General features: G+C 65.3%; 9 protein-coding genes. 3 read left to right on the top strand and 6 right to left on the bottom strand.

The window, feature by feature from the left end; genetic code table 11:
* Window positions 1–81 precede the first annotated feature (81 nt).
* On the bottom strand, window positions 82–2406 hold the full coding sequence (gene pbpC, locus ACIQUS_RS03500; protein ID WP_403042896.1) for a peptidoglycan glycosyltransferase PbpC: 2325 nt from the start codon (window positions 2404–2406) through the stop codon (window positions 82–84).
* A 134-nt stretch (window positions 2407–2540) separates the two neighbouring features.
* Between pbpC and ACIQUS_RS03495 the strand changes: the two genes are divergently transcribed.
* The gene (locus ACIQUS_RS03495; protein WP_403042894.1) at window positions 2541–2834 is read left to right on the top strand and encodes a hypothetical protein; all 294 of its coding nucleotides are present in this window, start codon (window positions 2541–2543) and stop codon (window positions 2832–2834) included.
* A gap of 54 nt (window positions 2835–2888) precedes the next feature.
* On the opposite strand, the gene ACIQUS_RS03490 is transcribed toward ACIQUS_RS03495, so the two are convergent.
* Entirely contained in the window at window positions 2889–7793 is a 4905-nt protein-coding gene (locus tag ACIQUS_RS03490; protein ID WP_403042891.1) for an alpha-2-macroglobulin family protein, read from the bottom strand.
* 145 nt (window positions 7794–7938) lie between these two features.
* On the opposite strand from ACIQUS_RS03490, the gene ACIQUS_RS03485 reads away from it, so the two are divergent.
* Window positions 7939–9282, top strand: a complete 1344-nt coding sequence (locus ACIQUS_RS03485) for an MATE family efflux transporter (protein ID WP_403042888.1) — start codon at window positions 7939–7941, stop codon at window positions 9280–9282.
* 59 nt (window positions 9283–9341) lie between these two features.
* On the opposite strand, the gene speA is transcribed toward ACIQUS_RS03485, so the two are convergent.
* From speA to ACIQUS_RS03465, 4 genes are all read right to left on the bottom strand, one after another.
* The gene (gene speA, locus ACIQUS_RS03480) at window positions 9342–11255 is read right to left on the bottom strand and encodes an arginine decarboxylase (RefSeq protein WP_403042886.1); all 1914 of its coding nucleotides are present in this window, start codon (window positions 11253–11255) and stop codon (window positions 9342–9344) included.
* 153 nt (window positions 11256–11408) lie between these two features.
* Window positions 11409–11780: a translation initiation factor Sui1 gene (locus ACIQUS_RS03475; protein WP_285863581.1), complete on the bottom strand. Its 372-nt coding sequence runs from the start codon at window positions 11778–11780 to the stop codon at window positions 11409–11411.
* Between the two features lie 194 nt (window positions 11781–11974).
* The gene (locus tag ACIQUS_RS03470; RefSeq protein WP_403042884.1) at window positions 11975–12511 is read right to left on the bottom strand and encodes an NUDIX hydrolase; all 537 of its coding nucleotides are present in this window, start codon (window positions 12509–12511) and stop codon (window positions 11975–11977) included.
* Between the two features lie 3 nt (window positions 12512–12514).
* The gene (locus tag ACIQUS_RS03465; RefSeq protein WP_403042881.1) at window positions 12515–13585 is read right to left on the bottom strand and encodes a DUF2333 family protein; all 1071 of its coding nucleotides are present in this window, start codon (window positions 13583–13585) and stop codon (window positions 12515–12517) included.
* Between the two features lie 279 nt (window positions 13586–13864).
* On the opposite strand from ACIQUS_RS03465, the gene ACIQUS_RS03460 reads away from it, so the two are divergent.
* Entirely contained in the window at window positions 13865–15478 is a 1614-nt protein-coding gene (locus ACIQUS_RS03460) for a diguanylate cyclase (protein ID WP_403042878.1), read from the top strand.
* Window positions 15479–15581 lie beyond the last annotated feature (103 nt).

The following is a 15581-nucleotide window of genomic DNA, read 5'->3' as shown; positions in this document are numbered from 1 at the left end:
GTACGAGGGAAAAACATCCGTGCCCTCGTCAGACTCAAGCGTAGGTGCTGCCCAGCACCTGTTCAAGGATCGTCAACGCCCTTATTCGCCGATCTGGAACTCGATCCGGGCGGTCTGTCCGCTCTCGTCCAGCGCGCTCAATTCAACGTTGCCTGCCTGTTCAAAACGGGCGCTCAATTGCGCCTGGCCCACCGACTCGCCCAAGGGCACGCCGTTGACGAACCACCAGCGCCGGCCACTGCCACCCAAGGCTGAAACATCAAGGCGCAGTGGCTCGCTGCTGGTGGCCGGACGGCGCAACTGATCGCCCTGGCGTACGCCGACGATGGACAGTGGCGGCGCGCTCGCCGCGACTTGCGGCGGGCACTGTGGGTCTATTTTCGGCAACCGCGCCTCACGCCTTTCCAGGCGCGGCAACCAGGGTTCCAGCGGAGCCGGCCACAAAGCGATCTCGCGGGCCTGGGCGCCGGCACAACCGGCATCGACCCGCAGGCCCCGGGCATTGACCCAGACCGTTTCACGCAAGCCGACACTCAACGGCTGGTCCGCCGCCTGCAAGGTCGGCGGCGTGGTGCCGTCCAGGGTCCAGGCAAAGCGCTGGCGACGGCAGTTGGGATCGTGGCGGGCCATGGGTTGCCCCAGCGGCCAGCAGATCGCGGCCACGCCGACATTGGCCGGCACCGCCGCCACCGGCGCCGCGATACCACGCTGGCTGTCACGGTTGCTCAGCACATCGTGCACCTGCAGCATCAGCGGTGCCGCCGAAGCCAGGCCGAATTGCCCGGGCACCGGCGTGCCGTCGGGCCGACCGATCCAGATGCCTATCAGGTAACGCGGCCCCACACCAATCGACCAGGCATCGCGAAAGCCATAGCTGGTGCCGGTCTTCCAGGCCAGCAGCGGTCGCTGCACCAGCTCGGCCGTGGGGTCACGATCCGGGCGCGCCTGCCCGCTGAGGATACGCCGGATGATCCAGGCACTGCCCGGTGACAACAGGCGCCGGTCCACCAGCGGCGCATCCGGTTGCAGGCGAATCGGCGCACTCAAACCTGCGCGTGACAACGCACCGTAGCCGGCCACCAGGTCTTCCAGGCGACTGCCGGCACCGCCCAGGATCAGCGACAGATTGGGTTCGGCCAGAGGCGGCAGGGTCAGGGGCACGCCGCCACTGCGCATCTGCGCGGCAAAGCGCTTGGGACCATAGGCTTCGAGCAGCTGCACGGCTGGCAGGTTGAGCGACAGGGCCAGGGCCGAGCTGGCCGCCACCGGCCCGCTGAAGCCCATCGAGAAATTCCCCGGCCGATAGTCGCCATAGCGCCGTGGCACATCCTGCAGCAAGGATTCGGAATGGATCAGACCGTCGTCCATGGCCATGCCATAGAGGAAGGGCTTGAGGGTCGAGCCGGGCGAACGCAGGGCAGTGATCATGTCGACATGGCCGAAGCGGCGCTCGTCGTTCAGGTCCACCGAACCCAGGTAGGCGCGCACCGCCATGCTTTGCGCCTCCACCACCAGGATCGCTGCCGAGGTCCGTTCGGGCAGGCGTGCCCGCCAGCCCAGCAAGAGGTCTTCCAGGCGACGTTGCAAGGACGCATCGAGGGTGGTGCGGATCAGCGGCGGGCTGTCTGGCCGATTCAGCCGTCGAGCCAGCAAGGGTGCCAGGGCCGGCTCCTGGCGTGGCGCCAGCAACAGCGGCTCCTCCTGCGCTTCGGCTATCCGCTGTGACGACCACACCTGGTACTCGGCCAGGCGTTGCAACACCTTGTCGCGGGCCTGCTGCGCCCGTGCCGGGTGACGGTCCGGGCGCAGGCGGCTCGGGGCCTGGGGCAACACCGCGAGCAAGGCCGCTTCGGCCGGTGTCAGGTGCTGGGGCGATTTGCCCAGGTAGGCCCAACTGGCCGCGGCCACGCCCTGCAAGGTGCCCCCGAAAGGCGCGCGATTGAGGTAGATCTCCAGGATCTGCGCTTTGGACAGGTGCCATTCCAGCTGCGCGGTGCGCCACAGCTGCTGCAGTTTGCCGGCCAGGGTGCGCGGGTGCGGATCAAGCAACCGGGCCACCTGCATCGACAGGGTACTGCCCCCGGACAACACCCGGCCGCCGCGCAGGTTCTGCCAGGCCGCCCGACCCAGTGCCAGCGGATTGACCCCGGGGTGCTGGTAGAACCAGCGATCCTCATAGGTCAGCAGCGCCTGCAGGTAGAGGGGCGAGACCTGCTCGGCGCTCACCGGATAACGCCAGACACCCTCGGCATCGGCGAAGCGCCACAACGGCGTACCATCCTCGGCCAGCACCACCCGCGCCAGGTCATCGGCGGGCAAGGGCAGCGGCCACAGGCGATCGGCGCTCCACAGCAAGGCGCACAGTAGCAGGATGACGCCTGCCACGGTGCTCAGGCGTCTGGCCATAGGGCCTCGCGGGCGCGCTAAGATGAGCATCGTACCCTCTCGTCAGGCAGAATGGCCGGGGAACCGACCCGGCCGGTACAAGGCCAAAGGCTTGGCAACGGCAGACTCGCCGTTTCGATCATCAGGAAGCAACTATGCATGTAGAAGGTTTTTTCGAGTGGCTCGGCCAGGCACTGGGAGCGCTGATCCGCTTTGTCGTCGATGCGCTGAGCGGGCTGTTCAACCTGCTGACCAACGCTGGCGGCAACTTCATCGATGGCCTGGCACGTACCCTGGGCATGGACACCTCGCTGGTCAGCATCGTTGCCCTGGTCATCGGCCTGATGCTGCTGTACTCGGCCATCCGTGCCTTCATGCGCGCGTCGATCATTGTCGGCATTATCTGGCTGTTGCTGGGTTTGTGGGTACTGAGCTGGATCATTCACTGACACTCACACCTGTAGCCGCAGCCTGACGGCAGCGGCTACAGGGCGGCAGGGCCGTCAGCGTCCCTTGATCACCAATTCTCCCACCGTCTCGCCCACAGCCTGCAGGTTTGGCCGGTACATCGACTCGACCTGCGGCGGCGGCACCCGGTAGGTGCCCGGGGTCACGGCCCGCGCCAGGTACAGCAGGTGGGTGGTGCCGTAACCCTCCAGGTTCAACGCCGCAACGTAACGGTCATCACGGAATTCCTGGTGCACCACGTTGGCGTTCTGCATCGACTCGCGCCACTGCTTGACCGCGCTGCTGGCGTTTTCCAGGCTGGCCGCGCTCTGCGCCAGGTTCTGGTTCTCCAGCTCCAGGCCCGCCGGCAACAGGTCGACCACCAGGGCATCCGGCACCCGCGAGGCGGATGTCAGCGCCAGGTGCACCAGCACCAGGTCACCGCTCTTGAGCGCGTTGAGGTCCAGGGCCTGGCCGTTCATGCCCAGGAATTCGCGGCGGATGCCCATGCCGTTGCTGCTGGCGACCGGCGCCTGGCGCGGATAACCGGACAGGGTCAGTTGCTGGTAGAGGGTATCGCCGCCCTGGTTCTGCACGCTCAACGGCGAGGCCAGTAACGGCCCTTCCAGCTTCAGCCCCGATTGCGCCGCATCCAGCTCACGCACTTCACCGGCGCTGTCCAGGCGTGCCGTCCACTTGCCCTCGGGTTTACTCAACAGGCCACGCCCGGCCAGGAACAGCGCATTGCGCTCCTGGGTCGACAGCCAGCGGTTGGCCGCCAGTTGATCGGACAGCTCGAACAACCGGGTGTCGAGGGCATCGCTGGCCAGGTCGTTCTCTTCGAGCAAGGCCAGGATCAGCGCCTGGTCACGCAGCGGGCTGCCGTAGTCGCCCAGCCATTCATCGCCCTGGCGACTGATTGCCAACCCGGCCTGCAAGGCCTGCTGGGCGCGTGGCTTGTCGCCCATCTTGTCCAGGGCGATGGCCAGTTGCACCAGCGGCAGGCCGGAACGTGCATCGCTGCGGCGTTCGAACAGGCTGCGCAGGGCGCCCAGCGGCGCCTGCTGGGTGCGGGCGAGCACCAGGGCGGCGTAGGCCTGCACGGCGAAGCGGCTGTGCTCGGCGTTGTTGCTGTAGTTGACCTCGACCAGGTTGCGCTCCTGCAGGTAACGCAGCAAACGCTCACTGGCCTTCTTCAGGGCTTCGGCCGGTACCGCGTAGCCTTGTTCGCGTGCGCGCAGGAGGAAGTCGCTGACATAGGCGGTCAGCCAGTATTCCTCTTCACTGTCCGCACTCCACAGGCCGAAGCTGCCGTTGTAACGCTGCATGCCCAGCAGGTGCTCGATGCCCATCTCGATCTTGCGCTTGCGCGCCTCGGCCGATTCACCGCTGATGCCCAAGCGCTTGAGAGTGGCGGCGTCGGCATAGAGCGACGGATACAGGCCACTGGTGGTCTGCTCCAGGCAGCCATAAGGGTAGGCTTCCAGTGCGCGGATCTGCTCGGCCAGATTCAGCGGAGGCCGGCTGGACAACGCCAGCATCGCTTCCAGGCCCGCCGGTTCGAACGCGGCCAGATCCTCGGGCGGCAAGCTCCACGGCTGATCCTTGAGCGCCACCCGGTAATGCTTGAGCATGGCCGGATAGGCCGGGCGGATGCCCAGCGTCCATTCACGGTTGAACGCGCCGACGGTTTCGCCCGGCAATTGCAGACCGGCGACCTCGACCTTGACCTTGCCTTGCCCCAGGCCGCCATCAGCCTGCACCGGTACCTGCAGGGTAACGCGCTTGCCCTGGGTCAGGTCCAGGTGCTGCTCGGCAGGACCCAGCAGGCTCAGCTGGCCCTCGGTGCTCAGGCGCACATCGAGCTTTTGCGTCTGCCCCGAGAGGTTCGACAGATCCAGCGCCAGGGTGGTGCGGTCGCCACCGGCGAGGAAGCGCGGCGCCGACAGCTCGGCAATCAGCGGCGCGGCCACCACCGTCTTGCCCTCGGCCATGCCGTAGCGCTCTTCGGTCCAGGCCTGGGCCATCAGGCGTAGTTCGCCGTTGAAATCGGGGATGTCGACCGTGGCCTCGCCCTCACCGTTCTCGTTCAGGGTCACCGGCGCGCTCTGCCGGGCGACGATGGTGACACTGGTGTCGGGCCGCTTGCCGCCCTTGGCCATGGCCGCGTCACCGCCGAAGGCCAGGCTGGCCAGGCGGCCCTGCCCGGCTTCGATCAGCTGGCCATAGATGTCCAGTTGGTCGGCGCCGTAGGCTTTGCGCCCGAACAGCCCGGTGAAAGGATCCGGGGTCGGGTAGTCGGTGATGTTGAGAATGCCCACATCCACCGCCGCCAACAGTACATGCACCTCTTTGGGTACGCTGCCGTCGGCGTTGCGCGCCTGCACCTTGACGGTCAGCGGTTGCTTGGGACGCATCATCGAAGGTGCGTCCAGGGTTACGGCCAGCTTGCGCCCGGCCCGGTCCAGCGGCAGGTGCAGCACACCGACCGCGCGCTTGGGCGTGGCATTGACCTTGCGCTCCCCAGGACGGATCACCAGGGCGCTGACATACAGGTCGTGCCGCGCCCATTTCGGGTCCAGTTGGACCGAGAAGGTCTTGCCCTCGACCGGTACGTCGATCTCCTGCCACCACAGCGGGCCGTCACTGGACTCGACCATCAGGTAGCCGTTGCCGGCTGCGGGCGGCGTGACCGTGATAGTGGCGGTGGCACCCTCGGTATAGGCGGGTTTGTCCAGGGCCAGCTTGACCTGGTCCGGTCGCACGGCACCGCCGCCGGCGTTGTCCTGGGCGCGATAGCCGGCCCAGAAACGCTCGCTGGAAACCAGCCCGGTCTGCGGATCCTCGACCTCGACCCGGTACGGCCCCCACTCGACCTGGAAGTTGAGCCGGGCAGTGGCGCCGGCCTTGATGCTGACCGTCTCTTCGCTCTGGGTCAGGAACTTCTCGTTGTAGTTGTAGCTCCAGCCATCGCTCTGCGAGTAGTTCCAGTAGTAGTCACGGCGCTCACGGATCAGGCGCACCTTGAGGTTGTCGGCGGCCAGCTTGTTGCCGTCGCGGTCGGCGACCAGCACCTCGAACTCCACGGGGCCGTCGCTGTCGGTCTCTTCGCCATCGAACAGGCCGCGCAGCCCCGGCAAGCGCTCGGCCGGCCAGACCGGCTGCTCCAGGCGCCGGGTGATCGGCCGGCCACCGGACTCCTGCAGGCTGGCCTGCACGGTCAGTTGCAGCGGCGAGCGGGCCTCGGACCATTTGCTCTCGATGTTCAGGGTAGCCTTGCCGTTGGCGTCCAGGCTGACTTCATCCAGTTCCAGGTCCTGGCTCAGCTCCCGCTCGGTGATCGAGCCGAACTGGTAGCCTGGCAACGCCGGTACCGCTTCACGCAGCGGGCGCACATAGACCTGGCCGCTGAGGCGGTTGCCCGAAGCCGGGGCGCCATAGAGGTAGCGGCCGTTGACCTCGATTTCGGCGCTTTGCTCCGGGCTCAAGGGCACATCGCTCCCCTTGAGCTCAAGGGCCAGGCGTTCGGGCAGGAAATCCTCGACGAGAAATTCATAGATCTGCTTCTTGCCGCCGCCCAGGTCGAACAGCAACTGCCAGCGCCCGGTCGGTGCCTCGCCGGCCAGTTGCAGCTGATACTGGTAGAGGCCATTGCCGCCCGGCTCCCAGACGAACTTGCGACTGATCTGTTCATCTGGTCGGCGCACTTCCACCGTCACCGGCTGCGCCGTGGTCGGACGGCCATCCTGGTCGCGCAGCAAGCCATTGAGCAACACGGTTTCGCCCGGGCGATACAGGTCGCGCGGACCGAACACAAAGAATTGCAGAGGGGTGGCCAGCGGGCCGGTGATGTCGAACTCCGCCAGGTCCAGCGCAGCGCTGTTCAGGCGCAGCATGGTGGTATGCACACCCTGGTGGGCCAACAAGGTTTCAGCCTTGGGCGGCATCGGCAACTGGGCATGGCCCTTGCCATCGGTCTTGCCCTGGGCCAGCACGCGGCCTTCGGCATCGAGCAGTTCGAGGCTGACATCGCCCAGGGCCTTGCCGCCTTCCAGTGCCTGGGTGAAGACATCGATGCGGTTGGCATAGCGGTGCGCCGATATGCCGATATCGCTGAGGGTGAACAGGGTCGCCGGTTGCGAGTAATCATAGGTGCCCGATGCACGCATGACCGCCAGGTACACCCCCGGTTCCTGCAGCGGCTTGATCCCGGCAATCGGCAGCAGCACGGTCTCGCGCGTGTTGCGCGCCGGGTTGAGGTCGAAGCGGCCGCTGTAGACCAGATCGGCCATGCCCAACGTTTCCTTGGACTGGTAGTAGTACAGGCTGCTGTTGCGACCCCAGGCGCTGAGGAAAGCCGACAGGGACTCGGGTTTGATGCGGAAGAACTCGACATCGACCTTGTCGACGTTCAGGGCGATCACCGGCAGGCCTTCGGCCAGGCGCGTGGGCAGCAGCGATCCGCGGCTGGCAAAACCGATGGTGGCCTGCATGTCGCGGGTCTCCAGGCGGCTCACCGACTCGGCGGCCAGGCGATTGCCGTTGACGGCCTGCAGCCCCGCATCGATGGTCAGCACCAGCTTGCGCTGTGGCTCCAGGTGGCGCAGACGCAACTCCATGCCGTTGTCGGACAGCTCCCAGGCGCCATCCACCTTGCCCTTGACGGTGTCGACCAGGTGCACCCGCTCGGCAAAGTTCTGCTGCGCATCCAGCGGCACCGAGAAGCTCAGGGACAGGGCACTGGCCCCCTCGACCTGGACTTCCGAGACGTCCACCACCGTCAGCTCGCGCCCGGCATAGCGCTTGGCCAGACTGGCGGCGTCTTCACGGGCGGGCCTGGCCGCCTCCTGGACCTGCGCGGGCGTGGACGCCGGCGCGGTGCCCGGCTTGTCCGGGGCAGACGAGTCGCAGGCACTGAGCAAGGCCAGCGCGCAGGCCAGCAACAATCCTTTGTTGAGCATGGGAGTAACTCTTGGGCAGCGGGTTCTGAGCTATGAACTATATATCAACGGCGCCACCCTCGAGCCGCGCTGCGTGCAAATCAGACTGCGGCGACGGGATTTGCTCCCTGTAACGGCTACAATGTCCGGCTTGCCTGGAGCCGACATGTCCCGATTGCTGACCGACTGGCGCGACCGCCTGACCCACCGCAAGGTCTGGGCCCTGGCCGCGCCGATGATTCTCTCGAATATTTCCGTGCCCCTGGTGGCCCTGGTGGACAGCGCCGTGATCGGCCACCTGCCCCATGCCCATCAACTTGGCGCCGTGGCCGTGGGCGCCAGCCTGTATACCTTCCTGGCCTGGGTGATGGGCTTTCTGCGCATGGGTTCCACCGGCTTTGCCGCCCAGGCCGCCGGGCGCGCCGATGGTGCGGCGCTGCGTCAGGTGCTGGTGCAGGGCCTGTTGCTGGCACTGCTGTTCGCCCTGCTGCTGGGCTTGCTCGCCCTGCCCTTCAGCCACCTGGCCCTGCAATGGATGCAGCCCTCGGCGGCGCTGGAGCAATCCACCCGCGACTTTTTTGAGACCCGCCTGCTCGGACTGCCGGCGGCCCTGGCCAGTTTCGCCCTGGTCGGCTGGTTCCTCGGCACCCAGAACGCCCGGGCGCCGCTGGCGATCCTGCTGACCACCAACCTGCTCAACATCGCCCTCAACCTGTGGTTCGTGCTCGGCCTGGATTGGGGGGTACTGGGTTCGGCGCGCGCCTCGGTGATTGCCGAATGGAGCGCCGCCCTGCTCGGCCTTGCCCTGACCCGCCCGGCCCTGCGCGCCTACCCCGGACACATCGCCTGGGCCCTGCTGCGACGCTGGCAAAGCTGGCGACCGCTGCTGGCGGTGAACCGCGACATCTTCATTCGCAGCCTGGCGCTGCAGGCGGTGTTCTTCCTGATCACCGTGCAGGGTGCGCGCCTGGGTGAGTCGACGGTGGCCGCCAACGCCCTGCTGCTCAATGGCCTGCTGCTGACCGCCTATGCCCTCGACGGCCTGGCCCATGCGGTCGAAGCCTTGTGCGGGCACGCCATCGGTGCGGGGGATCGCCAGGCACTGCGCCGCTCCCTGACCGTGGCCGGTGGCTGGTCGTTGCTGGCCAGCAGCGGCTTTGCCGTGCTGTTCCTGCTTGGCGGACACCTGTTCATCAACCTGCAGACCGATATCGAAAGCGTGCGCGACACGGCCTACCAGTACCTGCCGTACCTGGCGCTGTTGCCCTTGGTGGCGGTGTGGAGCTACCTGCTCGATGGCCTGTTCATCGGCGCGACGCGAGCGCGGGAGATGCGCAACGGCATGCTGGTCAGCGTGGCCCTGGCCTTGCCGGTCGCCTATGCGGCCACGGGCCTGGGCAACCATGGGTTGTGGCTGGGGTTTCTGCTGTTCATGGCGCTGCGGGGGCTGACACTGGCGCTCATGGGCTGGCGCTTGCAGCGGCGGGATGGGTGGTTTTTGCGGGGTTAAGCGCATCGCGGGGCAAGCCCGCTCCTACAGGGTAGGAGCGGGCTTGCCCCGCGATGGGATCAGCTCGACAGGTAAGACGAGCGGGTCAGCCCCAGACGCAGCGCATCGAGGAACTGGGTCTTCTCACGCGCTGTGATCTTGGCGCTGGCGCACTTGTCGCGGTAGTGAGTCATCAACTCCTCCGGCGACAGGTGCACGTAGCGCAGCATGTCCTCGATGGTGTCATGGGTCTCGATACCGGCGTGGTACACCGTGCCGTTCGGGTTCTGGTAGATGTTCACCGAGTCGGTGTCACCGAACAGGTTGTGCATGTCGCCCAGGATCTCCTGGTAGGCGCCAACCAGGAAGATACCCAGCAGGTAGTCCTCACCTTCGTTGATCCCGTGCACCGGCAGGCTGGTCTCGATGCTCTGCTCGTCGACGTACTGGTTGATCTTGCCGTCGGAGTCGCAGGTCAGGTCCTGCAGCACCGCACGGCGCATCGGTTCTTCATCCAGGCGATGCAGCGGCAGGATCGGCAGTACCTGGCCAATGGCCCAGGTGTCCGGCAGGCTCTGGAACACCGAGAAGTTGCAGATGTACTTGTCGGCCAGCTTGTCGTTGAGCTCGTCCAGCACCTGGCGGTGCGAGCGCTGGCGGGCCTTGAGCGAGTTGTGCAGGCGACGGCACAGGGCAAAGTAGCACTGCTCGGCCAGGGCCTTCTCGGCCAGGGAAATCTTGCCGTCGGCGTACTGGGCCGCCACGTCGCTCATGTAGTGGGTGGCGCGCCAGTAGGTTTCGGTGACCATCTCGATATCGGTCGGGCCCAGCAGGTCGGCCAGCCACTGCACGGTCTCGGGCAGGCTTTCCTTGTTCTCGATCACCGGCACTTCGTCGTTGTGCTTCTCGACGTCGGTCACCTGCACCACCAGCATGGCGTGGTGGGCGGTCAGCGAGCGGCCGCTCTCGGAGAAGATGTGCGGATGCGGCAGGCCCTGGGCATCGCAGAACTCCTTGAGCATGCCGACCACGACACCGGCATAGTCGTCCATGTCGTAGTTGATCGAGCTGGCGTTGCGCGAGTGGGTACCGTCGTAGTCGACGCCCAGGCCACCACCGACGTCGATGTGATCGACCGGCAGGTTCAGGGCACGCAGTTCACCGTAGTAACGAATCGCTTCCTTGAAACCGTGCTGGTAGTCGGCCAGGTTGGCGATCTGCGACCCCATGTGGAAGTGCAGCAGGCGGATGCCCTGGTCCAGGCCGGCATCGCGGAAGCGCTGTACCACCGAGATCAGTTGCGCTGCCGACAGGCCGAACTTGGACTTCTCGCCACCGGTGTCGGCCCACTTGCTCGACGCCAGCGACGACAGGCGCACGCGCAGGCCGACCTGCGGCTTGACCTTGAGGTCGGCCGCTTCTTCGATCACCAGCGCCACTTCCGACTCTTTCTCGATGACGATGAAGACGTTGTGGCCCAGCTTCTGGCCCATCAGCGCCAGACGGATGAACTCACGGTCCTTGTAGCCATTGCAGACGATGGTGCCGCCTTTCGGCGCCAGGGCCAGCACGGCCAGCAGCTCGGGCTTGGAACCGGCTTCCAGGCCGATGGACACGTTCTGGGTGGCGATGATGTTTTCCACCACCGCTTCCTGCTGGTTGACCTTGATCGGGTACAGCGCGGTGTACTTGCTCTGGTATTCCAGGCGCGCGATGTTGGCGTCGAAGGCACCGGTCAGCTGGCGCACGCGATCTTGCAGGATGTCCGGAAAGCGCACCAGCAGCGGCAGCGACAGGCCGCTCTTGCGCAGTTCATCAACCTGCTCGTACAAGTCGATCGGCGCGCTGCCCGGGCCGTTGGGTCGAACTTCGACGCGCCCGGCCTCGTTGATTGCGAAGTAACCGGCCCCCCAATGGCGAATGCCATAAACACTGCGGCTGTCCGCAACTGTCCATTGGCTGCCATCGTCTTTGCGTGTGCGTCGTACGGACATTGAAGTCCCCTATATAAAAAGTCGAAAAACACCGGCCCACAGCTGGCGGGCGCAGTGTAAAACCTGGAAATGACGATTTTCCGTGTTCAGGGATAGACCCTTCCTACGGGAACGAGTTTAGAAAGCGAATTGCAAAAAATCGCGATGCAGTCTTCAGCCGCCGGACTTTTTCGCTTTGAAGCCTTGTTTGATCAGCTCTGCCAACAACAGCTCGACATGATCGCCCTGGATTTCGATGACACCGTCTTTCAACGCGCCACCGGTGCCACAACGCCGTTTGAGCGTGCTGGCCAGGTCCTTGAGCTGTTCCAGGGGCAGCGGTACGCCGCTGATCGTCGTCACCGTCTTGCCGCCACGGCCCTTGCTTTCGCGGCGCACGCGAGCAATGCCATCGCCTTCGGGGATGATCGACTGTTTGCAGATGCAGGCATCTATGGGTTTGCTGCAGTCCGGGCAATGCCGACCTGCGTCAGTGGAGAACACCAGGCCACCGAGGGCGGCGAATGATGAGGCTTTCTTGGCCACTTTTGATCCTCGTACGGTGAGGACAAAAACTGGTCGATACCCCTGGCAGGGTCCCGACCGCGAAGCCCCACTCTGGCAGGGGCAGCGCTACTGCCGCACCAGGGTGCGGCAGCCTTAAAAGGCCGCGCAGTGTAACGATAAATTGCTCGAATGCTAAGTACAAAACTGCGCCATTTTACGCAGGATTCGCGACGTCAGCCTTGACGGTCGATATAACGCTGCAGGGCCGCCAGGGAGTCCGGGCAATAAGGCTGCTGCCGGCTGTCGGCCAGGGCCTGCTCGAGGGGCAGGAAACGGGCCTCGCTGACCTCCTCCGGCTGCAGGCGCAAAGGCCCGTCCCAGACGGCAGAAAACACGGCGCACCAGAGCCGGTTGCCGGGTTGGTCGAAGAAAAAGCGCTCGTGGAAGGTCAGTTCGACCCCGGCCACGCCCAGCTCTTCCTCCAGCTCACGGGCCGCCGAATCGGCGAAGCTTTCGTCAGCCTGGACCATGCCACCGGCGGCCACATCCCAATACCCCGGATAAATGGCCTTGCTCTCGGTGCGCCGGTGCACGCACAGCTCACCGGCCGAGTTGAACAGCAAGATGTAGGTGCCGCGCCCGATCAGGCCGCGTTCGCGCAGTTCAGCGCGCGGCAAGGCCCCCAGCGGCTGGTCGTTGTCGTCGACCCAGGCGATCAGCTCGGCATCGGAGGCGGCGCGATGGGCCGCCTCCTGCTTGGAGATGGCCACCGGTCAGCCCTGGGACAGCAGCTGGCGAAGGTCGATGACCGCAGCGTTGGCCCTGGAGATGTAGTTGGCCATGACCAGCGAGTGGTTGGCCCACATGCCGTAGCCGCTGCCGTTGAGCACCATCGGGCTCCACAGCGGCTCCTGGGAAGCCTCCAGCTCACGGATGATCTGGCGCACGCTGACGGTGGCGTTCTTCTTGGCCAAGACATCGGCGAAGTCAACTTCGATGGCGCGCAGCAAGTGCGACAGGGCCCAGGCCTGGCCGCGGGCTTCATAGAAGACGTTGTCGATCTGCAGCCACGGGGTCTCTACCACTTCCTCATCCAGCTGTGGCGCCTGCCCGGCGACCACGGTCTCGGTCTTCAGGGTGCTGTTGAGCTTGACCCGGCCAACGCTGGCCGACAGGCGCTGCGACAGCGAGCCCAGGCGGGTGGCGACGTCGCCCAGCCAGTTGTTGAGGTTGTCGGCACGGGTGTAGAACAGCGCGCCTTGCTGCTCGGAGGACAGGCGGCTCTGGTAGCGGGTCAGGGAGTTGATGCCTTCCTGGAACTCGGACTCGCTCGACGGCAGGATCCAGCTCTTGTTGTCGAAGTTGAAGCGCGGCTCGGCCTTGGCCAGGTCGGCGTCTTCGGCGGACTGCGACTGCGAACGGGCGAAGTCCTTGCGCAGGGCCCGGCTCAGGTCGCGGACCTGGACCAGCACGCCGTACTCCCAGCTGGGCATGTTGTCCATCCACAGGCCTGGCGGGAAGCGGTCGTTGGAAATGTAGCCGCCCGGCTTGGTCAGCAAGGTGCCGGCAACGGTCTTGAGGGTTTCCACGGTGGTGTAGCCAACGACCATCTGCTGGCCGGTCTTCTCGGCAGCCGCCTGGGCGTTCTGCTGGACTGGGAACAGGTCCGGCTCGGCGCTCCAGTACCAGCCCAGGCCAATGCACACCAACAGGTACAGGCCGATCAGCGTGCCCAGCGCACGGCTGAAGAACAACCCACCGAAATAGCTACGGGTGGCGGCGCTGCGAGGTTCTACCCGCTCGCGTGCCTCGGCTTTGCCTGTACGGTTTTTCCAGTCCAGCATGGCGTTGTCCTTTGTGTCACGTCGGTTCAAGGGGTTCGACCGCAACCCCCGGGCTTCGTGCCAGCGCTGTGCGGTTTTCCGTTACGCGCCGCCTGCCGGGGTCGGCAAGTATCGCTGCACTATAAATCAAGCGCGCCGGTTCGTATAAGCGACTGATGAGTCAGAAAATGAATAAAAAACTTGTACAGTAAATTGATACAAGACACTCGATTGCCCGGCAAGTGGTGCTAGCATAGAGCCATCACTCGAACTGCCTCACCCCTTACAAGTAGTCAGGACATGACCGAGCCAGAAGACCCCAATCGTGAGCGCCTCAAGCAGCACTTTGCCCAACGGGTCATCCACCAGGCTCGGCAAATACTCGAAATCTGGCAGCGCCTGCAGCGCAGCGAGTGGTCGACGGGCGACCTGGGCGAACTGAGCGAAGCCACCCTGCGCCTGCAGCGCCACGCCGAGCGCTTCGAACAACCGGAACACAGCCAGTTGGCCGAGGCCATCGGCCAGACCCTGGCGGCCGTCGAAGCCAACAGCGCACAACTGAGCAGCCACCTGATCAGCGAGCTCAACCGCCTGATGCTGCGCCTGTCGCGCACCGGCCTTCGTCAGGGCGACCAGCTCGAACAAGTGCCCCTGCCGCCCCTGCGCAAACCGGTCTATATCATGCTCCAGGACCACGAGCGGGCCGAGCGGCTGGCTCAGCAGCTGGAGTTCTTCGGTCTTGGTGTACAAGCCTTGTACAGCGCCGAAGCCTTTCGCGCCTCGATGATCGAGCGGCTGCCGTCGGCCATCGTCATGGATGTCGACTTCACCGGCCATGGCGTCGGCCTGCAACTGGCCGCCCAGGCCCAGCAGGGCCTTGAGCACCGGGTTCCGCTGCTGTTCTTCAGCCTGGATGAAACCGACACGCCTACGCGACTGGCCGCGGTTCGTGCTGGCGGCCAGGAGTTCCTCACCGGCACCCTGGAAGCCTCCAGCCTGCTGGAAAAAGTCGAACTGCTGACCAGCGTCACCCAGTACGAACCCTTCAAGGTGCTGATCATCGACGACTCCCGGGCACAGGCCATGCACACCGAGCGCCTGCTCAACAGCGCCGGTATCGTCACCCGTACCCTGACCGACCCGATCCGCACCATGGCCGAACTTGCCGACTTCCAGCCCGACCTGATCATCCTCGACATGTACATGCCTGCATGCACAGGTCCCGAGCTTGCCAAGGTGATCCGCCACAACGACCGCTACGTCAGCGTGCCGATCATCTACCTGTCGGCCGAGGACGACCTGGACAAACAGCTCGACGCCATGAGCGAAGGCGGCGACGACTTCCTGACCAAACCGATCCGCTCGCGCCACCTGATCACCACGGTGCGTAACCGGGCTGCCCGCGCGCGCAACCTGAAGGCGCGGATGGTGCGTGACAGCCTGACCGGGCTGTACAACCACACCCATATCCTGCAACTGCTCGAAGACTGCAGCTTCCGCGCCCGACGCGAAGAGCAGCCGCTGAGCTTTGCCATGCTCGACATCGATCACTTCAAGAAGGTCAACGACAGCCATGGCCACCCCATGGGCGACCGGGTGATCAAGAGCCTGGCGCTGTTTCTCAAGCAGCGCCTGCGCAAGACCGACTTCATCGGCCGCTACGGCGGTGAAGAGTTCGCCATCGTCATGCCCAACACCGATTTGCAGGCTGCGCATAAAGTGCTGGATGAAATCCGCCGGCGCTTTGCCGAGATCCACTACCCGGCCCAGCCCCGGGACCTGTCCTGCACCTTCAGCGCCGGGGTGGTGCAGCTGCAGGACGGGCTCGATGCCCTGAGCATGGCCACTGCCGCCGACGAAGCCCTGTACCGGGCCAAAGGCGCCGGGCGCAATCGCGTGCAACGGGTGGGATAATCAAGGCAAAGTGCCACTTTTTTACCGAAGCCGCCGGTTCCGTCATCACCCGGTCATAAAAACGCAATAACTTCAGGCGCTTACCGTTCGGCCGTTGGTAGAC

It is taken from the genome of Pseudomonas sp. NPDC090755 (assembly GCF_044769005.1).
Taxonomy (GTDB): domain Bacteria; phylum Pseudomonadota; class Gammaproteobacteria; order Pseudomonadales; family Pseudomonadaceae; genus Aquipseudomonas.
Note: the sequence above shows the minus strand (reverse complement) of the source record. Positions and strands in the feature narration are given on the sequence as shown.